This window comes from Paenibacillus ihuae (assembly GCF_001368795.1).
GTDB lineage: Bacteria > Bacillota > Bacilli > Paenibacillales > Paenibacillaceae > Paenibacillus_AQ > Paenibacillus_AQ ihuae.
The window spans coordinates 593,677-616,575 of sequence record NZ_LN831198.1 but is presented as its reverse complement, the minus strand read 5'-3'; the positions used below and the strand labels follow the sequence as shown (position 1 = coordinate 616,575).

The following is a 22,899-nucleotide window of genomic DNA, read 5'->3' as shown; positions in this document are numbered from 1 at the left end:
CCGGACAGCAGCCACAGAAGCGCTGCTGTCAGCAGCCAGCAGCCGCCCGCAACGAGCAGCGGCAGCAGCACTCCGGCCCGCTTCAGGCTGCGCGGCTGCCGGACGAAGCGGCGGATCAGCCGCTCCAGTGCAGTAATCTCCTTCCCCATGAGCACCACAGGATGGGGCAGGCTGCGGGGATCGCCGACCATCCGGTCCAGCACATAGGCTGCCAGTAATAGCAAAGCAATGGTCATGGCTGGTCCCTCCATGACCGGCATAGCACAGCGCCTGTTTGCCGGTCTCTCCTTAGCCAGCTCAGACCAGCATCCACTTGTTGGTTCTTCCATATCCTGCTTAATACAACACCTATTTGCCGGTCACTCGACATCCGGCTCCAATAAGGCCTCATTCGCTGTTCTTCCTTGCCAACTCCTGTACAGCCTTCACCGATTGGAGACTGCCAGTTACAGCGGCATAGACCAGTCGGCCGACAGTGCCGCCAAGGTCAGTGGCTGTGCCGGCATAGACATGCTCCGCCCCGTAGCGGCGGCTTCCGCTGACGGCAAGCACGACTGCATCGGTAGTCGTGCCCGTAGCGATCAGGCCATTCTCAGGATCGGTGATCCCGAGATCGGCCAGGGCGGCAGCTTTGGCTTCCGCTGCCGTCATCACGGCATTGACCATCGCTGCCGGTGTCAGCAGGCCGTCAATGCCGAGCATAATGTTGATCGTGCCCGGGCGGTAGGCCTTCAGCACGCTCCGCTCCACCCCGGCCCGGGCCGCATTGCCTGCGGCTGCAGTTACGCAGCAGAAAATGCCTGCCGAGCCTGTATCTTCTTCGGCTACAGCCGCATGCTCAAGCGGCACTGCTGTCATCAGTCCCGTGCTGCCTTCCGGCGGATATCCCCATTCCGCCAGCTTGTTCTCCATATCGCGCACAGGATTGCTGCACTCATAATCACGGCTGACGTACTGGTTCACGGCACGCTTAAGCCGGCCCATTCCCCCGCCATACACTGCACTCGAAATACTGTCCGCCTCAGCCGGGAATTCCAGCAGCAGATGCTCCTGCTTCCATTCCAAAACTAGCCCCGGCCAGACCCTTGAGCGATACGCTCTCAACCCTCCGGCAAGCTCAAAAGGAATCTTCACTTCCGTCATATCTAATCCGCTCCTTTCGTAACTTTAGTGTTGTCATTGTGTTTTTACAGGGATCCGCCTATTTGGCTTTGGCGCAGAATCGATCCGCTCTATCTGATGCTATCCCCGTCTATCGGATACTTTCCCGCCTATCTGATGTTATCCAGCCTATCTGATACTATCCCCATCTATCGGATACTTTCCCGCCTATCTGATACTATCCCCATCTATCGGATGCTTTCCCGCCTATCGGATGCTACCCCTAGCCCATTGGATAAACTATAGCGGGAAAACCTCCAGCTAATTCTTTCATTTCCGCCCAAAATCAGAATATAGGCGGAAAACCTCCAGCTAATTTCAAGAGAAATGTGTATTTATAGCTATAGAAGAACTATTAGCGGGAGAATATCCCACTAGGGTCTGTCTCCCTCCACTTTAGTGTAAGTTAGCGGGAGAAAATCCCGCTACTGCTACTGTATCTCCGTCCCCTCAAAACAACGTTCTTAACAAGCCTGCACTTTGTACAGCAGATCCGGCTAATTTCACCCGCCACATCCATTCTGCTGTATTTCGTACATTAGATTTCCGCGAATAACGCAGAAAACGCATGTTTCTCTGATTTCAATGGTACAGAGTACAATAGCTTTCAATTAATGCCTCCGCAGAGCGTATTCTGTTGTAGGAAATACAACAGAGTACATTTCATGTATACACTTACCCTGAAATCATTTCATTACCGGATAATATCCACCTAAACTGACAGTAACAGCTCTTGGCTACAACTCTTGGCTCTAGCACTTAGCCCGTGACCCATTGCGCGAAAGCTCATTCAACCCTCCAGGATCTCTCCCAACTCCCGCAGCAGCCGGGCATTATCCTCATGCCCCTTAACCGCAACGCGGAGATGTCCGGCTGCAAGGCCCGGGTACATGGCGCAGCTGCGCACCAGGATGCCCCTGCGGCCAAGCTGCTCCTGCATAGCCCCAGCGCTCCACGCTGCGGGCAATTCCAGGAGCAGGAAGTTCGCCTCGCCCGGCGGCACAGCGCAGCCGAGACGCAGCAGCCCCTCCCGCAGCAGCTCCCGCTCCGCTGCGATCAGCCCGCGCGTACGCTCTTCGTAGCCGCGCCCGCTGCGCAGGCAGGCTTCCCCGGCCAGCAGCGCCAGGCCGTTCACGCTCCAGGTCACCTGCTTGCCGGTCATGGCTGCGGCAAGCTCCGGGGCTGCAAGGGTGAAGCCCAGCCGCAGCCCCGGAATGGCATAGAACTTCGTCATCGAGCGGATCAGCACCGTATGCCGGTAAGACCCCAGCTCCGGCAGCAGGGATTGCCGCCGCTCCTCCGGGATGAAGTCGATGAACGCTTCATCCACGGCAAGGATTGTGCGGCAGGCTTCCGCCTTGCGGGCCAGCAGCCGCACATCCTCAAGAGCGTACTGGACGCCGTTCGGATTGTTCGGCTGCCCGAGGAACAGCAGATCGACCTGCTCCAGCAGCCCGGCGATCTGTTCCACCCCTGCCCGGTACTCCTGCCTCCCCCGTTCCCTGGACGGAGAGCACCTCTGCTCCGAACTGTTCGGACAGCTGCCGGTACTCTGAGAAGCAGGGCTCTACAATTCCCACCTTACGCGGGTCCACGGCCAGCAGCAGCAGCGCCATCGATTCCGCCGCCCCGTTGCCTACAGTGATCCAGTCACTGCCCACTCCCAGCTCCTCTTCGAGCAGAGCCTTTAATCTGCGGTGCCCGGGATCCGGATATGCCGTAATAGCAGCGGCCGCATCCCGCAGCAGCTCCAGTACGCCGGGCGGCGGACCGAGCGGATTGATATTGGCGCTGAAATCCAGAAAAGCGCCGTTCCCCGCACCATAGAGTTCCGCGGCCGTCAGCAGATCTCCGCCGTGGCCATATTTTTCAAGCATGCCTACACTCCCTTTAATCTTCTCTCTCGTTTAAGTTCATTGACCCAATTATTGCCTCTATCGCAGAAGTACGTCAATGCTTTCTATTATTATGAATATGTCACTTTTCCAGATGTTTGTTTTCAAATTCAGCTTAGATAGTTTAGAATAAATGCAGTAGTTAACCATGCACAGGCGGAGGAATACACTATGCTTTTTATTGATAACACAGGAATCACAGACGCATCAATTAATCTGGCGATCGAGGAATTTGCGCTTAAGAATCTGCCGATGGACGACAGCTACCTGCTCTTTTATATCAACAGCCCGTCCATTATCATCGGCAAACACCAGAATACAATCGAAGAGATCAACCAGGAGTATGTAAAAGACAACAACATTCAGGTCGTACGCCGGTTGTCCGGCGGCGGGGCTGTCTATCATGATCTTGGCAATCTCAACTTCAGCTTCATTACCAAGGACGACGGCCAGTCGTTCCATAACTTCCTGAAATTCACCCAGCCGGTCATCGACTATCTGCAGTCCATGGGTGTCAATGCCGAGCTGAGCGGCCGCAACGACCTCCAGGTCGGTGAGCGCAAAATCTCCGGCAACGCCCAGTTCTCCACGCGCGGACGCATGTTCAGCCATGGCACCCTGATGTTTGACCTGAACCTTGACGATGTGCAGGCATCCCTGAACGTCAATCCGGAGAAATTCAAATCCAAGAGCACCAAATCCGTGCGCAGCCGCGTAGCCAATATCAAAGAGCTGCTTGGCACTGACATGACCATCGAGGAATTCCGCGACGGGCTGCTGCGTTCCATCTTCGGCATGGAGCCTTCCGAGGTTCCGCAGTACAAGCTGACCATGGATGACTGGGTGCGGATTAACGAAATCTCCAAGGAGCACTACCAGAACTGGGACTGGAACTACGGACTGTCGCCGAAGAGCAATGTGAAGCACACCCGCAAATTCCCGGCAGGGCTCGTCGATATCCGCATGGACATTGAAGATTCCTACATTAAAGATATCAAAATCTACGGTGACTTCTTCGGCGTCGGCGATGTGGTTGACGTGGAGAACGCACTGCGCGGCAAACGTTATGAGAATGCAGAGGTCAGAGAGGCCCTGTCCGGGCTAGACCTGACGCATTATTTCGGGCGGATTGAGCCGGAGGACTTTATCGGGCTTATTTTCCTGGAAGAATAGGCTTATTGGGACTAGCCCTATAAACAAAACCAGCCAAGCTCCGTAAACCCGGGGTCTGGCTGGTTTTTTATTAGTATCGATTACGCTCTGGAAAGCTTACGCTTCTGGTAGAGCATTAATCCTATTCCGAAATATAGTACGGTGAGCAGAGAAATCATGATGAAATCAAACCAAACCCCACTTAAGCCTGCTCCATAGTTCAGAATTTTATTAAAAGCATTTGCGGTATGCGTAAGCGGAAGCACATCGGTTATCCCAAAGGAATGCCCATGGATTGTACCTACATTCAGCTTCGGTAAGGGGAACATGCTGCCTGAGAAAAACATCAGGATAAAGAACGGAAAACAGCCAATGGTTAACACATCAAACATCGTATTCAGGAAGCTTGCCACCACTAAGCTTATGGCCACCATCGAGAAGCTCGACAGGATCCCAATGACAAGGATTGCGCCTAAGCCTCCGTCCGGTGCCGGCCTGTAACCTAACCCAAGTGCTGTCCCATAGGACAGAATAATGGCTCCTGCTGCTATAGTGGCTTGTGTAATACATATGCCGCCAAGGAAATTGAACGCGCCCAGACGGCTAAGCTTCAATCTGATGAGTGTCCTTTTATCATTTTCCTTCACGATGGAAGCGGATGCCGTAAAAAGAACCATTAGTACCGCCAAAGAAATTAAACCCGGAACATATCCTTCAAATTCATTCAAAGACTGTTTTTTCTCCAGAAAAGTTTCACTTATGTCTGCCGGCAGCGTTATTTTTGCGATATCTATACCTTGTTTGTATACACCGTCTGCCGCGAAAACCGCCGCAACCGAATATCGCATATTCCCCATGCTTCCATAAAAGCTAACCTGAGCAGGAGCCAGGTTGTTCCCGGCAGCCATGCCGGCTAACTTGCCCGAATAGTCTTCGGGTATAACGATGCCTATATCCATGGCCTTTTCTTTTACCTGTGCCTTCAACTGATCCTCATTATCGAAACCGCTTATTTTAAAGATCCGCAAGTTGTCCTGCCCTCCATCAGCTTGAGGCTATGGATTAATTCAATCGATGTACGTCCTGAATCCAGATTCAGAATACCTAAATGATAGGCAGCAGGCGTTCCCCCGTAAAAAAGGTTCATCAGTACTAAAAAGAACGGAGAGAACAGCAGAACCATCGTAAGAATCTTCCAGTCTCTTAGGTTCTCCTTAAAGGATTTGCTAACCGAAGCCGCCAGCTTCATTCCCGCAGCCCCCTTCCGGTCAGAGCAATAAAGGCATCCTCAAGCGTCCGTTTTCGAACCGTCATATCTTCTATAGGTATGTTAAAAGCTTTTAATCTCTGGCTCACCTTCGGGATAAGCTCCAGCACACCGCTTCCTCCAAGCAGAAAAAGTCCATCTGTATACTTTCTCTCGGTACATTCATACGGCATCGACTTCAGAACTTGACGGGCTGCATCGGCGCTTACCCCTTTTACCCGTATCTGCAAAAGCTCCCCCGCACCGGACTTCTCCTTGAGCTTTTCTGGAGTGTCTGTCAGCAGCACCTTCCCGTAGTCCATGATGGCCACTCTGTCTGAAAGTCTGTCCGCTTCATCCATGTCATGCGTAGTCAGGATAACCGTCCGTTCCTCTGCCAGCCGCCGGATGAAATCACGCACAAGAATCCTGCTCTGGGGGTCAAGCCCGGCCTGCGGTTCATCCAATATGATCAGCTGCGGGTCATGGACAAGTGCCAGCGCGATATTAAGTCTTCTTTGCATACCGCCGGACAGCGTCTTGGCCAGCTTATTCCTTTTCTCCCACAGCCCAAGCGATTGGAGCAGGCTTTCGGCCTTATTACCGGCTGCTCTGGAGGTTTGGCCATAGGACATCCCGGCAAATTTCAATTGTTCAAGGCAGGTCAGCAGCTCCCATACCACAATTTCCTGCGGACACAGCCCTATCATCGCTTTAATCCGCTCATAGCCGGAAGACATGGAGATGCCGTTTACGGCAATCCGGCCTGAATCAACTTTCAAGAGACCGCATAACATTCTTATGGTCGTGGTTTTACCGGCTCCATTGGGCCCGAGCAGCCCGAATACCTCTCCCTTGCGTACCGAAAAGCTTACATTGTCTACTGCGGGCAGTTCACCATATCTTTTGCATAATTCCTCCACAGACAGAAATACCTCATGCTCCATACATTGATTACTCCCTCCGTTAGTCAGCCGGTCCTGCGTATAATCAAATATAGCAATGCCTATTCGCGGGGGCAGTTAACTAAATAACATCATGCCTGAAGAAGGCGGCGAACGTAAAACAACCCCACAAAGCGGGGCCTTCTCAAGGAAGCTGATTCAGATACATTGCGGGAACCCCCGAATATATACTTTCTGATAAGTCAAAAAAAGGCTCCCCGCTGCAAGCAGCGGAAAACCTTCGTTGCCCCATGAGGGCTTCGCCCGTCTCAAGGGGTAAGCACAAACACATAAACGGCCAGGGCCAGTGTGAGCACAATGCACACATGCTCCACCTTGCTGCCCTTCTTCGTACCGGTGCTCATCAGCTTCAGCCTCAGCTTGAAGGGCAGCGGCGGCAGCGGGGTAATTCCGCGCTGGGTCAGCGAGTCGGCCAGCAGATGAAGCAGGTACGACATGCCTCCGGCAATCCACAGGCTGCCGCCGTCATTCATGCCGAGAGAGACGAAGTAGAGCAGCGCTCCCCAGCCGGCAACCGCGTATAACGTATGCGTAATTCCCCGGTGCGGGACCACTGAGGATACGACCAGCAGGCAGGCGGCAATGTAGTTCCAGGGATCGTAATCGTCTGCGAACGCGAACAGCGCCAGGGCGATCAGCAGCATGAACAGATGCCGCAGCCTGCGGCCCGGCAGAAACGACACACTGCCGACCAGCAGAGCCAGGGCGATATTCCACGGAGGAGCGGCGATGCCGGCGAAATAAAGATAGATCGCTGCCCCAATTAAGGCAACCTGCAAAAGCCGCAGCAGTGATTCAGGGACAGCCTTGCGGACCAGCAGCGAGTTCGGCTCATCAATATCGGGCAGCAGTGCGCTGACCGCCGCTACGGCAACCGCCGGGATCGTGATTTCATAACCGAGCAGATTCATCACAGAGAGCGTAACCCCGGTGCTGATTACTAAATGGGATTTGCCCATCATCTTGGAAACCGCCCCTTTCTAGGATGTCAAAAATAAGAACAAATGTGCGGTTACCGAAGTATACCAAGAGAGCGTTTTTTTGTCCAGCCAGAACATTTATTTAGGATTAAGAATTCTGTTACCGGCTTGGCTCCGGTGTAGTTTTGGCTTGTCCTTCCCCTGGTTTTAGGATACAATTTGGACAACTTGATACGTTTTCTGTATTTCATGAAAGGATGACCACGGTGAATCGCTCCCGAATAGCCGATCTCAGTCTGCTCCTGGTGGCAATGATGTGGGGATGCACGTTTCTGATTGTTCAGCATGCCGTCAGAGTGCTGCCGCCGCTTGCCTTCAACAGTATCCGCTTCACAGGAGCCGCCCTGCTGCTGGCACTGATCACGGCTGTTTTTTACCGCCATGAATGGAGAATGCTAAGCTGGCGCATGGTGGGACATTCCCTGCTGCTGGGCCTTTTTCTGTTTATGGGCTATGGCTTCCAGACGATGGGGCTGCTGTACACGACCACTTCCAACACTGGGTTCATCACCGGCCTCTCGGTAGTGATCGTCCCTTTCCTGTCCCTGGCGCTGCTGAAGCATACCATCTCCCGGTATACCTGGTTCAGCGCGGGACTTGCCGTAGCAGGACTGTATCTGCTCACCTTCACCGGCTCTGCCCTCTCGCTCAACAAAGGCGATGTTCTGATTCTGCTCTGCGCCATCGCCTTCGCCCTGCAGGTATCCTATACCGGCGTGTATGCGCCGCGTTATCCGGCCCTGCCGCTGGCTACGCTGCAGCTGGCTTTTGTCGGCCTGCTCAGCACGATCGCCTCGCTGATCGTAGATGGAACTGCACCGCTTGCGCACAGTGCAGAGCTGGTCATGAAGCCGGATGTCCTATGGGCGCTGCTGATTTCGATCGGGCCGACCAGCGCCTTTGCCTTCTGGATTCAGACGGCCTGCCAGAAGTACACCACACCGTCCCGGGTAGCTATCATTTATGCGATGGAGCCGGTATTCGCCGCTTTCACAGGGCTTGTCTTCGGCGGCGAGACGCTGGGCTTATCCGCTGGACTGGGCTGCCTTTGCATCCTTGCAGGAATGCTGATGGCAGAGCTCAGCCCCGAGCCTGCCCGGACCGTCCAGGATCATGATGAATCCATCCCTTTGGTTTCATCAGACCGGTGAGTTCATCTATACTAATACAATAACCTTTAGGAGAGAACCCGAATGTACAAACTGATTGCAATCGATATTGATGACACACTGATTAATGATGACAAGGAAGTCACCCCTGCCACCCAAACTGCGCTGGAGCGGGCTGTCGCTGCCGGCGTTGTTGTCACTCTCGCAACCGGCCGCGCCTATGCCTCTGCCCAGGCCATTGCCCGCCAGACCGGACTGAACGTGCCAATCATCACTTATCAGGGTGCGCTGGTGAAGAATCTGATGGACGAAAAAGTGCTCTACGAACGTTACGTGCCGCAGGATGCCGTGCGCAAGCTGTTCCAGTACTGCGTGGATCATGACCTTCACCTGCAGACCTATATTGATGACAAGCTGTATGCGCGCGAAGAAAACCAGAAGCTGATTGAATACTCCCAGCTGAACAGAACCCAGTATTACATCGAGCCGGACTGGGAAGGTAAGCTCGTTCCGCAAAAAACACCAAAAATGCTCATCATCGATGATCCTGCGTTCCTGGATGAGCTTTCGCCGATTCTGCGCGAGCTGCTGGGCGATTCGGTCCACATCACCAAATCGAAGCCACACTTCCTGGAAATCATGCACCATGAAGGCACCAAGGGTCTTGCGCTTGAGTTCCTGGCTCAGCACTTCGGCTGCGAGCTGTCCGAAACGATCGCCGTCGGCGACTCCTGGAACGATCATGAGATGCTGGAAGCAGCCGGCCTCGGTGTCGCCATGGCTAATGCCATTCCCGCACTGAAGGAAATCGCCGACTTTGTAACCCTCAGCAACAACGAAGACGGCGTGAAATATGCCATCGATAAATTCATTCTGCAAACAGCCGAATAATCAGCTTGTCTGCCTAGCAAAAGGGTGCCTTGCCGCCGGTTCTTGAAGAACCCGGCGCAAGGCACCCTTTCTAATGATTTTATTGCCCGGATACGGCAGCCGTGAACGTCTGGGCTGCTGCATTTACCGTTTTTACGGTAGCTTCTTCTCTATTTCCAGCCTCCGCTGCACCGTCTTCCTGCTCCAGCTGTGAATGGTAGAGATCATAGTAGCGGCCTTCCAATGCGAGCAGCTCGTCATGGCTGCCGCGCTCCACAATCTCCCCGTTCTCCATGACCAGAATGAGATCAGCATTCTGAATGGTCGACAGGCGGTGGGCGATAACAATCGTTGATTTATCCTTCATCAGCTTGCGGATGGCCTGCTGGACCATTTTTTCCGATTCGTTGTCCAGCGCCGCCGTAGCTTCATCCAGCAGCAGAACCGGCGCATTTTTCAGCATCGCTCTGGCAATCGACAGGCGCTGGCGCTGGCCTCCGGATAGCCTGGAGCCATGCTCACCGATGTCTGTGTCCATGCCATCCGGCAGCTCCATCACAAAGTCATAGGCGTTCGCCTGCCGCAGTGCATCCTCAATCTCATCATCCGGTGCACCCGGTCTTCCGTTTTGAATATTATCGCGGATACTTCCGGTGTACAGTCCCGATTCCTGCGGCACATAGGCGAAATAGCTTCTCAGGTGGTCCAGGCTCAAGTCTTTAATATCCGTTCCATTAACCGCGATCGCACCTTCATCCGGCGTATAGAACCCGAGCAGCAGCTTGAACAGTGTGGATTTCCCGCCTCCGCTCGGTCCGACCACCGCCACTTGCGAGCCTTGCGGCAGCTCCATGCTGATCTTGCACAGGCTGGATTTTCCGGCATCCGGATATTGAAAGGAAACCTCCGAGAGCACCAGACGTTCGAAGTCAGGCTGCTTCTCCATCGGCTCCGGCAGAACTTTGACCTCGGCAGGCTCATCGATGACTTCAAAAATCCGCTCCGCCGCACCCAGCGACTGCTGCATGGAGGCTACCAGGCCCGGAAGCGACGAGAACGGCATGATCAGATAGTTCATCAGTTGAATAAATGCGATCATCGCCACTACCTCAAGCTTACCCTTCGCCACGAACCATCCGGCGATGATCAGGGCCAGAACGAAGGTCGCATTGCCCAGCAAAGACGCTAATGCTCCTGTAGCCCCTTCGATTTTACCGCGATTTTGTTCTGTCGCATTAATATCCTCACTGTGTCCCTGATACTGCTTCAACAGTCTGCGCTCGATGGAGAAGGACTTGAACACCACACTGCTCCCGAGGATATCATTCAAAAAGGACGTCGTCCGGCTCATGCTTTCCTGCAGCTTCACACTATTGATGCGCATCGCATTGCCGAATACTTTACCCGTAAGAAAAAGCAGCGGGCCCATCGCAAAACAGATTAAAGCGAGCAGCCAGTTAATATATAGCAGGTAAGCAAAGGCTGCCAGTGCGAGCAGCGGATTGCGGATGAGATCGATCATCACCCTTCCGCAGGCTTCACCCACCGATTGATTATCATTCGTGAACCGGGACAGCAAATCGCCGGAATGGTTGCGGTCGAAATAGGACTGCGGCAAACGGAGCGTGTGCCCCATCATTTCCAGCCGCAGCTCATTTCTGATTTTGGCCGAGACCTTAGTTTTGAAATAAGCACCCGCATAATTGTTGAGCGAACCTACAATTAAGAAAACAACGCCAAAAGCAATCAGCCCTGAAAAAGCGCCCACATCCAGGCGGACCGCGGCATCGGTGATTCTCGAAAGATACCAGGCTGTTGTAAGATCATAGACAATACTGACCAGGGTAGTCATCAGCAGTACTGTATAAATCAGCTTGTGCCTGAGCATGTATGTACTTAATCTGGAGAATACGCTCTTCTTCAATGGAACATCCCCCTTATTTAAAATTCCGCTCCGCGCACCTTCGCATATACCTTACTGTCATGAAGCTCTCCGTCAAAGCCGCGCATGTTAAGCCGCAGAATGCCGTCCAGTTTGTACCCCGTACGCTCCGCCACAGCTGCACTTTTGGTATTCCGTCCGCTGCATCGGATCTCAGTCCGGTTAGCCTCCAGCTCCCGGATGGTAAACTCAGTGATCGCGTTCACCGCTTCCGTCATATAGCCCTTTCCCGCACAGGAGCTTCTGATCCAGTATCCAAGCTCAAAAGCGCGGACATCCCAGTCTATATGGTGGAGGCCGCTGCAGCCGATGAAGGTTCCATCAGCCTTGTTATAAATATTCATGTGCATATTGCTCCGGTCGAGATATTTGAGCCGCGACTCCCGTGCATATTGCTCGGTTTCCTCGGGCGTCTGCAGGCTTTGGGCAAAAATCATCCACGGCTTCAGCTCATTCAGACTCTCTGCGATCGCCTCATTCATCTCTGCTCCATCGCCCCAGCGCGCGGCCCGGATCAGCAGACGCTGTGTTTCAAAACTCTCTGGAATATCCAGCATAATTGGAATTACAGGATGAGTCATCTTCTTATCCTCCCATCTTCGTTCAAATCACTTTCCCGAATTATAGTGTTAAACCCTTTACTTGGAAGTGACATATCTCTTATTAGTTTACAAAACGGAGAGAGGGGATGAACAGAGACGCAGGAAGTAACCTTTCTCGTTCTCAAGGCGGAGACAAGGCACAAACAGCAAAAAGCCGTCCTGCTGGGCCAGGACTGAGCATGAATAAGCATCGTGCTCGAAGCAGGCATCAGTGATGACCCGTTCCGAAGCTAATCCGGGAGGACAAGGGCAGCCATGCTAAGTATTGATTTCACTGAAAAAACACTGGTGGTCACCGGGGGTTTACCGGCATAGGCAAGGGCATCGCCGATTTGTTCCTTGAGGCTGGAGCCAAATGTCGTCATCGGCGATATCGCCTGCAAGGCGGAGCTGGAGCGCGTACATGAGCGGCTGGTGCAGATCCGGATGGATATGACAGTGAGCAGGGATGCCGCGCGGCTGATGGACTGTGCAGTGGAGACGTTTGGCCGGATTGATTTCCTGGTGAATAATAGCGGCACGTCAACGATGGATTTTGCCGTGGTTGTCAAGGAAGCGGATTGGGATAAGGTCATGGATATCAACGCCAAAGGCGTGTATCTGGTTTCTCAAGCCGGGGCGCGAAGGTGCCGCTTGGCCGGACTGCTGAAGTGGAGGATGGGGCTAATGTTGTTCTGTTTCTCGCCAGTCCCCTCTCCGCTTAGATGACCGGCCAGGCGATCAATGTCACCGGCGGCATGACCAAGAATTACAGACAGGGACCCTGCCCGGCGGCATACGCCGCTAAGTAGGGTCCCTATTTAAATGCTGCTATTATGGCAGGAATGCCGCGTCTATTTAAAACTAAGTTTATTCACAGACCACCCGGTATGCACCATGAACGGCCGCCCGGAGAGCATTTTCTTGGAGTGACAAAGACACAGCAGTAGGATTTCCTCCACCTAATTTCTTATCGACAGGTAATAGGGATACTCTAATGGGAAATTCTCCAACTAATCTCTCCCCATAGGGACAAAGCCGGTATTTTCCGTGGAGGTTGATGGAGTTTTTCCACCTATATCCTGATTTCAGGTGCAACCGGGCGAATTAGTTGGAGGTTTTCCCATTAAAATTTTCTCTTTGATAATACCGCAGAATAATGAGCAGCTCTTCAGCTCTTTCCCCGCTCCAGCGCAACCCTCATCCCCGTCTCAGCCAGGGTAACTCCCTCCGGCAAAATGTAGTCTTTGCGGATATCCACATCATGCGACATATGGGTGTACACGGTACGGCGCGGCTTTATGAGCTTAAGCAGCTCCGCAGCTTCTGTCATATCGTACACAGAGCGTGTAGCCAGCTCCGCCGCTTCGTAATAAAAGCTTGTGCCCAGCACCAGCAGATCCGCCCCAACCATCGGTTTGGTCTCCTCCGGTCCCAGCGAGATGGAGTCAGAGCAATACACCCACGCATACCCCTTCTTTTCCAGCCGGTAGGCATAGGAATAGCCGTTCTTGCCATGGTTCACCCGCCAGCTGCTGATCTGCCAGCCATCCAGCGCGATTCCGTCATCGCAGGGAATCATATCGATATGACTGCTAAGCCACGGATATTGCCGCAGAATCACAGGGATCACCTCTGCGGGGGCATACAGCTCACCTCTATAGCCCATCCAGCGGCAGGCATCCGCCCATTCCGGCAGCCCCCCGATATGATCGAAATGGGCGTGGGTCACCAGCAGTCTGCGCATACTGCGCAATCCCTGCAGCTCCATTTGCCTCCGCCAGTCCGGCCCGCAGTCAATCGCCAGAAAATCACTGCCATTATCGATAAGCACAGATGAGCGCAGTCGGGCATTCCGCCCGTCCGTTCTAGCTTCCATGCAGGTCTCACAGCTGCAGTACACCCGGGGTACGCCCATGGCGTCGCCTGTCCCCAAAAACACCAGCGTATCCATCTTCACTCTCTCCTTCAGTTCCGGTTCGGAAGTTATGTAACCCCCATTATAGTACATATCACTGTTCAACTCATCCATTAAGCTTCCAATGAGCCTTGGAACAAAATCACCCGGATGGCTAAACATTCAGGCTTCCCTGAGGCCTGGCTTCACAGCCAGAACACACTTACACTTGTCCACGGGAAGAATACCCGGACAATCAACGGGATTTATCCCGTTGAATTCGCCGCTTCGCCCACTTTCCGGACAATCAACGGGATTTTTCCCGTTGATTTCGCCGCTCCGCCCACTTTACGGGCAATCAACGGGATTTTTCCCGTTGATTTCGCCGCTCCGCCCACTTTGCGGATAATCAACGGGATTTTTCCCGTTGATTTGACCGGTCCGCCCCGTTATTTGCATCAAAAAAACCGCCCCTCCAGCATTGAAGGAACGGCTCTGCTTATCCATTATTTCCGCTTAAATCACAGCCGCCGGCTGAAAGTCGAAAGGCTAAATGCCGGCCAGCACCTGATACCAGACACCCCGCTTTGAATACAGCGTCTCCCGGACCTCCGCCCAGCCGCCGAGATAATCAATCCCGAACAGCCCGGAGGGAACCGGATAACGGCTCTCATTCTCCGCATAGACCTGCTCGTTTACCGGACGGAAGCCGTATTTGGCGAAGACCTCCTGCGCCTGCTTCGTCGTCAGGAAATCCACCAGCGCCTCAGCAGCCTCGCGCGTACCATGTTCATCGGCATATTTATCTACGATTGCAGCCGGATTCTCGATCAGAATCGTATCCTTCGGAATGATAACCTCATATTTCACGCCCTGGGCAATCCGCGCCAGCAGCTCATTCTCGTAAGTGACAATGACATCGCCTACGCCATACTCAAAGGCCGCCATCGATGCCCGCCCGCTCTTATCCAGCGATTCCACATTGGCATGCACGCTCTCCAGAAAAGCTTTGGCGGCAGCAGGGTCCTTAACCCCTGTCTGCTCTTCTGACATCTTCAATCCGGCGCCATAGATCGCGTTGATATCCCACTGCGCTCCGCCGGAGGTTTTCGGATTCGGGTAGAGCACCTTTACACCAGGCTTTGCGAGATCGGCAAAATCATGAATCCCCTTCGGGTTGCCTTCCCGCGTGCCAAGCGCCACTACTGAGCGGGTCACCATTCCGTTCACACCGTGATCTTTCCATGTATCTGCTACAAGCCCGGCCTTCACCAGTTTCCCGACGTCGCCTTCCAGGGCCAGCAGCGTTACATCCGCCTCGAATCCTCCGGCAATCGCCCGGGCTTGGGTGCCCGAAGCTTCATAGGACTCCTGGAATACGATCTTCTGGCCCGTCTTGGCCTTCCACTCCGCTGCGAACAGCGGCAGAATATCACTCATCGCATCCTTCACCACACTATAGGCGCCGACAACTAGCGTCAGATCACCTTGCTGCGGAGCCGCTGCACCTTCCGCCGTTTCCTTACCGTTCCCGCAGCCGGCCAGAGCCAGTGCGAGCATTGCCAGCATTAGGGCTGCCAGCCATCCGTGCAGTTGTCTGCTCCTTTTGAGAACCCTCATCCCGGCACACATCCTTTGTTTAAATAAACACAGGCATCGGATCTTCCTTCAGCCCGTTCTCCTGAATCCAGCTGCGCTCGTCATTGAACAGATAGGCGCGGTGGACAAGCACGGAAATTTCCTGGCCCGGTGTAAGTGTCTCTTTCTCCAGAGACCGGTACGTCACCAGCTTATGCCCGTTCACCTCAACCTCCACCAGCCATTCACTGCCGCGGAAATGCAAGTGCTTCACAATACCCTGCTCTGTGGCCGAAGCCATTTTGAATTCATGCAGATAGCCTACTTCGATATATTCCGGACGGATCAGCGCCTTCGTCGGTTTACCGCCACCCGCATTCTTGAAGCCTTTCAGCTCACTTGCGCTCTCGATCAGCGTAGATTCTCCGATAAAGGTAGCCACAAACGGCGTCTTCGGCTCCTTATAGATATCCCACGGGGTCCCCTTTTGCTCCAGACGTCCCTGATTAATGATCATAATCTCATCGGCAACTTCAATCGCTTCATCCTGGTCATGCGTAACGAAGATCGAGGTGATGCCGACACGTTCAATCAGCTCGCGAAGCCATGAACGCAGCTCCTGGCGGATCTTCGCATCAATGGCTGCAAAAGGTTCATCCAGCAGCAGCAGCTGCGGCTCAGGTGCAAGTGCCCGGGCAAACGCCACCCGCTGACGCTGGCCCCCGGAGAGCTGATGCGGATATCGCTTCTCGAATCCCTTCAGGCCGGTAAGCTCAACAAGCTCCATAACCCGGTTCTGGATGGTATTTTTGTTTACTTTTTTCACCTTAAGCCCAAAGGCAATATTCTCATACACGGTCATGTGCTTAAAGAGCGCATAGTTCTGGAACACAAAGCCGATTTCCCGCTCCTGGGGTGGAAGAGTATTGACCGTTTTGCCATGAAAAATAATTTCACCGCTATCCGGTGTCTCCAGTCCTGCCAGCATGCGCAGAATCGAGGTTTTGCCGCCGCCGCTTGGCCCGAGCAGGCCAATCAGATGACCTTTGGTAATTCCGAAATTGATGTCCTTAACGGCGTGAAAATCTCCAAAATGCTTATTCAGTCCCCGAACTTCTACATGCATCTCTAGTGCACACCCTTTCTTCTCTTACTCCATTCCATTAACAGCAGCAGCCCTGCGGAGAATGCGGCCAGTACCAGCGCCACACCGCCCGCAGCAGTCACATTGAAATTCTCTACATCCTGATATACCAGTGTAGTAGCGGTTTGGGTTTTGTTCATGATGTTGCCGGAAACGACCAGCACTGCACCAAATTCACCCAGCGAGCGGGCAACTGTAAGAATTACACCATAGATGACCGCCCAGCGGATCGAAGGCCAGGTGACCTTCCAAAAGGTTGTCCAGCCATACGCTCCGAGTGTCGAAGCGGCCTCCTCCTGCTGTGAACCGATCTCCTGCAGCACCGGCATCACCTCACGCACCATCAGCGGGAAGGTGACAAACAGCGTGGCAATGACCATTCCCGGAAAAGCATAAACAATCTTTACTCCGATTTGTTCAAATACCGCACCCAAAGCGCTATCCGGTCCCAAAAGCAATACAATCATCAGTCCTCCAATGACCGGAGATACAGCGTATGGCAGATCGACGATGCTGTTCAGCAGTCCTCGCAGCCTTGCACCCAGCCAGTTGGCACGTACAAGATAAAGAGCCATCATAATTCCAAACAAGGTGTTCAGCAGCGTAACCACAATTACCACAAGCAAGGTCATCATCAGTGCATGCAGCGCCTCCGGCCGGGACAGGGATGCCCAGAAGCCGCCGAAGCCTTCACTGAAGGCCTCCGTGGTCATCTTGCCCAGGGGAGCCGCAATCAGCAGGAAAAACACAAGATAAGTGAGCCCAATCCATAGTCTTCTCATGATCTTCTCCCCCGCATCTGCAGCATATTAATCAGCCAGAGAATCACAAAGGATAAGGTCAATAGAATGACCGACACCGCAGCGGCGCCAACCGGATTATCACTTTCTACCTCACCGAAAATAAACACGGAGGACACGAGTGTCCGGCCCGGAATATTGCCTGCTACGAGAACCACTGCCCCGAACTCGGCCAGCGCCCGGGAAAAAGCCAGCATTCCTCCGCTAATCATCCCAGGAGCCATGGAGGGCAGAATGACCTGCCGGAATACCCGGCTGCTCTTGGCTCCCATCGTATAAGCCGCTTCCTCCTCGGAAGGGTCCAGCTCCTCCAGCAGCGGCTGGACCGCCCGGATCACAAACGGGAAAGTAACAAAAATCATGGCGATCACGATCGCCGGCTGATGAAAAACAATCTCAAAGCCGAGCTTCTCCGCCAGCCCGCCAATCAGACTGCCGGGGCCGAGCAGCAGCAGAATCATCAGTCCCCCAACTGCCGTCGGCAGGGCAAAGGGCAGATCGACCAGACTGTTCAGCAGAGCCTTACCGGGAAAACGGTAGCGGATCAGCACCCAGGCGATCATTGTGCCGAGCAGTACATTTATAACTGTAGCGATAACGGCCAATTTCAGTGTGAGGAGTACCGACTTCCAGGCAATAGGGTCGCTTATGCTCTCGGCAAAGCTGCTGAAGCCCAGCGAAAACGAATTGTAGTAGACGCCCATTATCGGCAAAATGATCAGGACTACAAAATACAGCAATATAGTCGTACGAAATCCCCAGGTCCATCCCTTATGTCTTAGCAGCGAATTCAAGTTATAAGTCCCCCCACCTCCGGATATCCGGTCGGTATAGTAGCCATTGATCCTTTAATTATTCCTATTAATATACTTGGTTTTATAATTATCACTACTTTACCAAATGCATCTCGTGCTCGTCAATTACTTTCGCAGAGTTTTGGGGTAAAATATATTATTATTGCTATCCAAGAGTGCGAAAGGGGAACTGACCATGCTCCATACCATCGAGATATCGACCAGCAAGCGTGATGAATTGCGGGATATCACCAGGGAAGTCATTTCTTATGTAAAAAAGAGCGGTGTACAAAACGGAATAGCCGTCGTCTATTGTCCGCATACCACTGCCGGAATTGCCATTAATGAAAATGCCGATCCTGACGTAAAGCATGATGTTCTGATGAGGCTGGACGAGGTGTACCCCTGGGAGCATCCTAAATACCGTCATGCAGAAGGCAATACCGCTTCACACCTGAAATCGATTACCTCCGGTCCATCCCAAAGCATCATTATCCATGAGGGCAGATTGCTCCTGGGCCGCTGGCAAGGCATTTATTTCTGCGAATTCGACGGGCCGAGACACCGCGAGTGTTATGTGAAAATTATCGAGGGCTGATCCGGTTCTCCTGTTATTCGAAAAAAGAAGCGGCTCCGTCAGATCCAATGGGGCCGCTTCTATATAATATATAGCTTCTATAACACTTTCACCAAGTAAAGTTATACCAATGCACTGTTCTAAAGCGATGAGCCCCAAAAAATGCACTCTATAAACTGCGGCTTAGTACCTTGATATGCGTCAGTGCCGCCTGCTTCACGTCCTCGAATGATACCTTATCCTGAATATAATATGAAATAAATCCGTGAGCAGATAAAAATAACGTCAGCGGAACACTCTGCCAATCCTCGGAAACATATCCTTCTTCCTTCATATGCCGGCGCACAATGCCTGCGAATAATTCAAAACATCGCCCCTGTTCTGCCCGGCAATACGCGAGAAGCTCTTCATCACGGATCATAAACATGATCTCATACTGATAAGGATGATCCAGTCCAAAACGGATAAATTCCATCACAAGCTGTTCTACCCGGGTCATCCCCTGTTCAGGAGGGTTGTTCATTGCCTCGCTAAGCAATGCTGCCACGTGATTGAAATCCTCAACAACAATCGCATAAAATAACTCTGCTTTTTCTTTGAAATGATAATAGAGTGAGCCATGGCTGTACCCCAAATGCTGACCGATGCTGCGCATTGAAATCGCACGGTAGCCCTTGGTAATAAACAGATGCCTTGCCGCCTCCAGAATCCTCTCTCTCGACAACTCCCGCTCCACTGCTCTTCTTGCCATCATCTATTCCCCTTCGCTGTAGTAAATCCGCCGCCCTTCTGTAACCAGTGCTTGCCCCTGGGTAAGATCTGTTATCCATGCCATAAAGGCGTCACCTTCATCATTCCGCGGAAGACACAGCAGCGTCACTGTATCGGTAAAAGCAGTTTCGCCGGTCTTAATGGCTCTGCTCCGCAGTTCATTCTCTACCTTGCCAAGCCAGGTATAGTCGATCTGCACGAACACTTCGCGCCTTAACACACGGGTGATAACTTCTCCGGCCTCCAGGGCAAGAACAGCACCATCCGTATACGCCCGGATTAGCCCGCCTGCTCCCAGCATGATGCCTCCGAAATAACGGGTAACGACAATTGCGACATTTTTAACTTGTTGGTTGCGGATTACTTCCAAAATCGGTTTACCGGCCGTTCCACTCGGTTCCCCGTCGTCTGACTGTCTTTGAATCTCGTCTCGTTCTCCAATCATATAAGCGGAGCAGTTATGTGCGGCATTCCAATGCTGTTTCTTGATGTTCTCGATAAATTGCACAGCTTCTTCTTCATTGTCCACCGGCATTACATGGCCGATAAACCGCGACTTACGGATTACGACTTCCCGGGACCCGGGAGAACGCACCGTCCGATATTGTTCCAGCATCCTATTCCAGTCCTTACCTGTCTATGATAACTTGATATAGTTTGGGAGCAGCCCCGGTAAGAATTACCTGCGGACTGCTCCCAGTTACTGCATTTGTATGAATGGTCTAAGGTGTGCTGTAATGCTATTCAGTAAGTCTGGCTTCCAGCTCCGCTTTTTCTTTTTCGTAGCCCGGTTTGCCCAGCAGCGCGAACATGTTCTTCTTATATGCTTCTACGCCCGGTTGGTCAAACGGGTTAACGCCAAGCAGATATCCGCTGATACCGCAGGCTTTTTCAAAGAAATAAACCAGGTAACCAAAAGTATAAGGAGTCTGATCTGGAATGGTAACCACCAGATTCGGCACTTGTCCGTCTGTGTGAGCCAGCAGTGTTCCTTGGAAAGCCTTCTTGTTAACGAAATCAACGGTTTGACCGGAAAGGAAATTCAGGCCGTCAAGATCGTCAGCATCGCTCTCAAGCGTAATGTGATGACGGACTTGCTCCACTTGGATTACCGTTTCAAAGATGTTGCGGTTACCCTCTTGAATGAACTGGCCCATGGAGTGCAGATCCGTAGAGAAGTCAACAGAAGAAGGATAAATACCTTTGTAATCCTTGCCTTCACTTTCGCCGAACAATTGTTTCCACCATTCGGAGACAAAGTGCAGGGACGGCTCGTAGTTCACGAGAATTTCTGTAGTTTTGCCTTTACGGTACAGCGCGTTGCGCACTGCAGCGTATTGATAAGCCTGGTTCGAAGCTACATCCGGATTGTTGAACTCATCCGCTGCGGCTGCTGCCCCCTGCATCATTTCTTCAATGTTGATTCCCGCTACAGCGATCGGCAAAAGTCCTACCGGTGTCAGCACGGAATAACGTCCGCCTACATCGTCAGGAATAATGAACGACTCGTAGCCTTCTTCGTTAGCAAGCTTCTTGAGTGCGCCTTTTTCCTTGTCTGTAGTCGCGTAAATGCGTTTGCGTGCTTCTTCTTTGCCGTATTTCTTCTCCAGTGCTGCGCGGAAAATACGGAAAGCGATAGCCGGCTCAGTTGTTGTACCGGATTTGGAAATTACGTTCACGGAGAAGTCTTTGCCTTCCACCAGATCAAGCAGGTGCGTGATGTATGTAGAGCTGATGTTATTACCGGCAAAATATACTTCCGGTGTCTTGCGCTGATCTTTGGAAAGGTTATTGTAGAAGGAATGCGTAAGTGCCTCGATGGCAGCGCGTGCTCCCAGATAAGAACCGCCGATACCGATAACAATCAGCACATCGGAATCACTCTGGATCTTCTCGGCTGCCTGTTGAATACGGGCGAACTCTTCCTTGTCATATGCATTAGGGAGATCGATCCAGCCCAGGAAATCGGAGCCTACTCCAGTCTTGTTATGCAATTGCTCGTGGGCTAATTGAATTGGAGCGGCAAAATAGTCGATTTCATGCTGGTTGAAGAAGGACAGGGCTTTGCTGTAGTCAAAATTAATCTTCTTGGACATCGGTTATGGTAACCTCCTGTTTTTCTCTTTAGATTTGACACCGTTTGTTACAACTTTATAATCTAGGATACTTTAATTTGCCTTGACTGGCAAGGTCTTAGGGCACATCCACGGCTTTTGGACCATGTTTTTGAGAGTTTCATGGAAGCGCTTGCCGTATATACAAAGATATAATGCCCTGTGGAACAACCCTAAATGCCGTGATAGAATGTAGAAAAGTGAACTTAAAGAGTGAAGGTGGAGATGGAATGAAACAGATCGGCTTTATCGGACTCGGAACAATGGGTGCTCCTATGGCCTCCAATTTGCTGAAAAGCGGATTCCAGGTCACGGTATATAACCGCACGGCTGCGAAATGCAAGCCGCTGGAAGAAGAAGGCGCACAAGCGGCGGCTACTCCACAGGCTGCAGCACAGGGCAAGGATGTTATTATTACCATGATCAGCAACGATGATTCGATCCGTGAGGTGTTCTACAGTGAGGACGGCATACTGGCAGCCCTTAAGCCGGGAGCCGTGGTCATCGATTCCAGCACAATTTCCCCCGGACTGGTTAAAGAAATCGCTGCAGCGGTGGAAGAACGCGGCGGCAGCTTCCTTGATGCTCCGGTAACAGGCAGCAAACCGGCTGCTATCGAAGGTACTCTTGTATTTATGGTTGGCGGCAAAGCAGAAGTCATCGAAGCGCACCGGGATATCTTCGACACTATGGGCCGCCTCCTGCTGCATATGGGCGATAACGGCAGCGGTGCTGTAGCTAAGCTGGCCCACAACTCTATGGTCGGCATCCATAACGTCGCACTCGCTGAAGGCTTCTCCATCGCCGTGAAGAACGGCGTACCGGCAGACAAGTTCCTGGAGCTTGTCCAGAACGGTTCGGCGGGCAGCAAGCAGGCGGAGCTGAAGGGCCGCAAGATCATTGAGGACGACTTCAGCAACCAGTTCTCCCTGGCACTGATGCTGAAGGATCTGAAGCTTGCTTCCGCGCTCAGCGATTCCACCGGCGTACCCACACCGATGCTTGGTGTAGCCAAGAGCATGTTCCAGGCCGGCTTCAATCATGGTTATGGGGACGAAGACCTGTCCGCAGTTATCAAATCCTATGAAGAATGGATTGGCCGGAAGATCGGCGCTACAGCCACCACTCAGGAATAGATTTCCAATGCAGACGCAGCCCTAACTCAGGCTTGCGTCTTTTTGCTGCCTGCGTCCATTAGAGTAAGCTAGTATGTACATATTCTCCCAAGGAGGAATAACATGCTTAGTATATTGCCTGCCGATCCGCAGGATGCCGCCAGGCTGGCCGGGGTACAGAAAAAAACTTTCGACAGTGATGCACAGC

General features: G+C 52.6%; 23 protein-coding genes and 1 pseudogene. 7 read left to right on the top strand and 17 right to left on the bottom strand.

What is annotated here, in order from left to right; genetic code table 11:
• The 3 genes and pseudogenes from AQR02_RS02795 to cobD all read right to left on the bottom strand — a co-directional run.
• Nucleotides 1-236, bottom strand: a 236-nt coding sequence (locus AQR02_RS02795) for a cobalamin biosynthesis protein (RefSeq protein WP_148449125.1), incomplete at its 3' end; no start/stop codon positions are given.
• 151 nt (nucleotides 237-387) lie between these two features.
• Complete coding sequence (locus tag AQR02_RS02790; RefSeq protein ID WP_054939298.1) at nucleotides 388-1,143, bottom strand: adenosylcobinamide amidohydrolase; 756 nt, start codon at nucleotides 1,141-1,143, stop codon at nucleotides 388-390.
• Nucleotides 1,144-1,951: 808 nt separating this feature from the next.
• Nucleotides 1,952-3,038, bottom strand: a pseudogene (cobD, locus tag AQR02_RS02785) (threonine-phosphate decarboxylase CobD).
• A gap of 189 nt (nucleotides 3,039-3,227) precedes the next feature.
• Here cobD and lplA point away from each other — a divergent pair.
• Nucleotides 3,228-4,229 carry a lipoate--protein ligase gene (lplA, locus tag AQR02_RS02780; protein WP_054939297.1) on the top strand — a complete coding sequence of 334 codons (1,002 nt, stop codon included), beginning with the start codon at nucleotides 3,228-3,230 and terminating at the stop codon, nucleotides 4,227-4,229.
• 80 nt (nucleotides 4,230-4,309) lie between these two features.
• On the opposite strand, the gene AQR02_RS02775 is transcribed toward lplA, so the two are convergent.
• From AQR02_RS02775 to AQR02_RS02760, 4 genes are all read right to left on the bottom strand, one after another.
• Nucleotides 4,310-5,236 carry an ABC transporter permease gene (locus AQR02_RS02775; RefSeq protein ID WP_054939296.1) on the bottom strand — a complete coding sequence of 309 codons (927 nt, stop codon included), beginning with the start codon at nucleotides 5,234-5,236 and terminating at the stop codon, nucleotides 4,310-4,312.
• Complete coding sequence (locus tag AQR02_RS02770; RefSeq protein WP_054939295.1) at nucleotides 5,218-5,457, bottom strand: hypothetical protein; 240 nt, start codon at nucleotides 5,455-5,457, stop codon at nucleotides 5,218-5,220. Before AQR02_RS02770 ends, AQR02_RS02775 begins: the two co-directional genes overlap by 19 nt.
• Nucleotides 5,454-6,401, bottom strand: coding sequence for an ABC transporter ATP-binding protein (locus AQR02_RS02765; protein ID WP_054939294.1), 948 nt, complete (start codon nucleotides 6,399-6,401; stop codon nucleotides 5,454-5,456). The genes AQR02_RS02770 and AQR02_RS02765 overlap by 4 nt, the downstream gene beginning before the upstream one ends.
• Nucleotides 6,402-6,667: 266 nt before the next feature.
• A complete protein-coding gene (locus AQR02_RS02760; RefSeq protein WP_054939293.1) occupies nucleotides 6,668-7,381 on the bottom strand; it encodes a metal-dependent hydrolase in 714 nt (237 codons plus the stop codon).
• A gap of 224 nt (nucleotides 7,382-7,605) precedes the next feature.
• On the opposite strand from AQR02_RS02760, the gene AQR02_RS02755 reads away from it, so the two are divergent.
• Both AQR02_RS02755 and AQR02_RS02750 read left to right on the top strand, forming a co-directional pair.
• Entirely contained in the window at nucleotides 7,606-8,550 is a 945-nt protein-coding gene (locus AQR02_RS02755) for a DMT family transporter (protein WP_054939292.1), read from the top strand.
• A gap of 42 nt (nucleotides 8,551-8,592) precedes the next feature.
• A complete protein-coding gene (locus tag AQR02_RS02750; RefSeq protein WP_054939291.1) occupies nucleotides 8,593-9,399 on the top strand; it encodes a Cof-type HAD-IIB family hydrolase in 807 nt (268 codons plus the stop codon).
• A 79-nt stretch (nucleotides 9,400-9,478) separates the two neighbouring features.
• On the opposite strand, the gene AQR02_RS02745 is transcribed toward AQR02_RS02750, so the two are convergent.
• Both AQR02_RS02745 and AQR02_RS02740 read right to left on the bottom strand, forming a co-directional pair.
• Nucleotides 9,479-11,302, bottom strand: a complete 1,824-nt coding sequence (locus AQR02_RS02745; RefSeq protein WP_054939290.1) for an ABC transporter ATP-binding protein — start codon at nucleotides 11,300-11,302, stop codon at nucleotides 9,479-9,481.
• Nucleotides 11,303-11,319: 17 nt separating this feature from the next.
• A complete protein-coding gene (locus tag AQR02_RS02740) occupies nucleotides 11,320-11,901 on the bottom strand; it encodes a GNAT family N-acetyltransferase (protein ID WP_054939289.1) in 582 nt (193 codons plus the stop codon).
• Between the two features lie 360 nt (nucleotides 11,902-12,261).
• Here AQR02_RS02740 and AQR02_RS02735 point away from each other — a divergent pair, with 360 nt between their 5' ends.
• Entirely contained in the window at nucleotides 12,262-12,630 is a 369-nt protein-coding gene (locus AQR02_RS02735; RefSeq protein WP_054939288.1) for an SDR family NAD(P)-dependent oxidoreductase, read from the top strand.
• A gap of 442 nt (nucleotides 12,631-13,072) precedes the next feature.
• Here the strand turns inward: AQR02_RS02735 and AQR02_RS02730 are convergent, their stop codons facing one another.
• Nucleotides 13,073-13,855, bottom strand: a complete 783-nt coding sequence (locus tag AQR02_RS02730; RefSeq protein ID WP_054941963.1) for an MBL fold metallo-hydrolase — start codon at nucleotides 13,853-13,855, stop codon at nucleotides 13,073-13,075.
• An 88-nt stretch (nucleotides 13,856-13,943) separates the two neighbouring features.
• Between AQR02_RS02730 and AQR02_RS35430 the strand changes: the two genes are divergently transcribed.
• Nucleotides 13,944-14,207 carry a DUF1720 domain-containing protein gene (locus AQR02_RS35430; RefSeq protein ID WP_082451593.1) on the top strand — a complete coding sequence of 88 codons (264 nt, stop codon included), beginning with the start codon at nucleotides 13,944-13,946 and terminating at the stop codon, nucleotides 14,205-14,207.
• 140 nt (nucleotides 14,208-14,347) lie between these two features.
• On the opposite strand, the gene AQR02_RS02720 is transcribed toward AQR02_RS35430, so the two are convergent.
• From AQR02_RS02720 to cysT, 4 genes are read right to left on the bottom strand one after another with little or no spacing between them, the layout of a single operon-like run.
• The gene (locus AQR02_RS02720; protein ID WP_054939286.1) at nucleotides 14,348-15,418 is read right to left on the bottom strand and encodes a sulfate ABC transporter substrate-binding protein; all 1,071 of its coding nucleotides are present in this window, start codon (nucleotides 15,416-15,418) and stop codon (nucleotides 14,348-14,350) included.
• Between the two features lie 19 nt (nucleotides 15,419-15,437).
• Complete coding sequence (locus AQR02_RS02715) at nucleotides 15,438-16,502, bottom strand: sulfate/molybdate ABC transporter ATP-binding protein (protein ID WP_054939285.1); 1,065 nt, start codon at nucleotides 16,500-16,502, stop codon at nucleotides 15,438-15,440.
• A 2-nt stretch (nucleotides 16,503-16,504) separates the two neighbouring features.
• The gene (locus AQR02_RS02710) at nucleotides 16,505-17,302 is read right to left on the bottom strand and encodes a sulfate ABC transporter permease subunit (protein WP_054939284.1); all 798 of its coding nucleotides are present in this window, start codon (nucleotides 17,300-17,302) and stop codon (nucleotides 16,505-16,507) included.
• Complete coding sequence (cysT, locus tag AQR02_RS02705; RefSeq protein WP_054939283.1) at nucleotides 17,299-18,114, bottom strand: sulfate ABC transporter permease subunit CysT; 816 nt, start codon at nucleotides 18,112-18,114, stop codon at nucleotides 17,299-17,301. Before cysT ends, AQR02_RS02710 begins: the two co-directional genes overlap by 4 nt.
• A 196-nt stretch (nucleotides 18,115-18,310) precedes the next feature.
• Here cysT and AQR02_RS02700 point away from each other — a divergent pair, with 196 nt between their 5' ends.
• Complete coding sequence (locus tag AQR02_RS02700; RefSeq protein WP_054939282.1) at nucleotides 18,311-18,712, top strand: secondary thiamine-phosphate synthase enzyme YjbQ; 402 nt, start codon at nucleotides 18,311-18,313, stop codon at nucleotides 18,710-18,712.
• A 148-nt stretch (nucleotides 18,713-18,860) separates the two neighbouring features.
• On the opposite strand, the gene AQR02_RS02695 is transcribed toward AQR02_RS02700, so the two are convergent.
• The 3 genes from AQR02_RS02695 to AQR02_RS02685 form a co-directional block, all read right to left on the bottom strand.
• Nucleotides 18,861-19,442: a TetR/AcrR family transcriptional regulator gene (locus AQR02_RS02695; RefSeq protein ID WP_054939281.1), complete on the bottom strand. Its 582-nt coding sequence runs from the start codon at nucleotides 19,440-19,442 to the stop codon at nucleotides 18,861-18,863.
• A 3-nt stretch (nucleotides 19,443-19,445) separates the two neighbouring features.
• Entirely contained in the window at nucleotides 19,446-20,078 is a 633-nt protein-coding gene (locus AQR02_RS02690; protein ID WP_054939280.1) for a YigZ family protein, read from the bottom strand.
• Between the two features lie 124 nt (nucleotides 20,079-20,202).
• Nucleotides 20,203-21,558, bottom strand: a complete 1,356-nt coding sequence (locus AQR02_RS02685) for a glucose-6-phosphate isomerase (protein WP_054939279.1) — start codon at nucleotides 21,556-21,558, stop codon at nucleotides 20,203-20,205.
• 248 nt (nucleotides 21,559-21,806) lie between these two features.
• On the opposite strand from AQR02_RS02685, the gene AQR02_RS02680 reads away from it, so the two are divergent.
• The gene (locus AQR02_RS02680) at nucleotides 21,807-22,712 is read left to right on the top strand and encodes an NAD(P)-dependent oxidoreductase (RefSeq protein ID WP_054939278.1); all 906 of its coding nucleotides are present in this window, start codon (nucleotides 21,807-21,809) and stop codon (nucleotides 22,710-22,712) included.
• The last annotated feature ends 187 nt before the right edge of the window (nucleotides 22,713-22,899 follow it).

Coding starts and splice junctions, on each gene's coding strand:
- AQR02_RS02790 (WP_054939298.1), bottom strand. CDS start 1,143: ATGACGGAAGTGAAGATTCCTTTTGAGCTTGCCGGAGGGTTGAGAGCG.
- lplA (WP_054939297.1), top strand. CDS start 3,228: ATGCTTTTTATTGATAACACAGGAATCACAGACGCATCAATTAATCTG.
- AQR02_RS02770 (WP_054939295.1), bottom strand. CDS start 5,457: ATGAAGCTGGCGGCTTCGGTTAGCAAATCCTTTAAGGAGAACCTAAGA.
- AQR02_RS02765 (WP_054939294.1), bottom strand. CDS start 6,401: ATGGAGCATGAGGTATTTCTGTCTGTGGAGGAATTATGCAAAAGATAT.
- AQR02_RS02760 (WP_054939293.1), bottom strand. CDS start 7,381: ATGATGGGCAAATCCCATTTAGTAATCAGCACCGGGGTTACGCTCTCT.
- AQR02_RS02750 (WP_054939291.1), top strand. CDS start 8,593: ATGTACAAACTGATTGCAATCGATATTGATGACACACTGATTAATGAT.
- AQR02_RS02740 (WP_054939289.1), bottom strand. CDS start 11,901: ATGACTCATCCTGTAATTCCAATTATGCTGGATATTCCAGAGAGTTTT.
- AQR02_RS02730 (WP_054941963.1), bottom strand. CDS start 13,855: ATGGATACGCTGGTGTTTTTGGGGACAGGCGACGCCATGGGCGTACCC.
- AQR02_RS35430 (WP_082451593.1), top strand. CDS start 13,944: ATGAGCCTTGGAACAAAATCACCCGGATGGCTAAACATTCAGGCTTCC.
- AQR02_RS02720 (WP_054939286.1), bottom strand. CDS start 15,418: ATGAGGGTTCTCAAAAGGAGCAGACAACTGCACGGATGGCTGGCAGCC.
- AQR02_RS02715 (WP_054939285.1), bottom strand. CDS start 16,502: ATGCATGTAGAAGTTCGGGGACTGAATAAGCATTTTGGAGATTTTCAC.
- AQR02_RS02710 (WP_054939284.1), bottom strand. CDS start 17,302: ATGAGAAGACTATGGATTGGGCTCACTTATCTTGTGTTTTTCCTGCTG.
- AQR02_RS02700 (WP_054939282.1), top strand. CDS start 18,311: ATGCTCCATACCATCGAGATATCGACCAGCAAGCGTGATGAATTGCGG.
- AQR02_RS02695 (WP_054939281.1), bottom strand. CDS start 19,442: ATGGCAAGAAGAGCAGTGGAGCGGGAGTTGTCGAGAGAGAGGATTCTG.
- AQR02_RS02690 (WP_054939280.1), bottom strand. CDS start 20,078: ATGCTGGAACAATATCGGACGGTGCGTTCTCCCGGGTCCCGGGAAGTC.
- AQR02_RS02685 (WP_054939279.1), bottom strand. CDS start 21,558: ATGTCCAAGAAGATTAATTTTGACTACAGCAAAGCCCTGTCCTTCTTC.
- AQR02_RS02680 (WP_054939278.1), top strand. CDS start 21,807: ATGAAACAGATCGGCTTTATCGGACTCGGAACAATGGGTGCTCCTATG.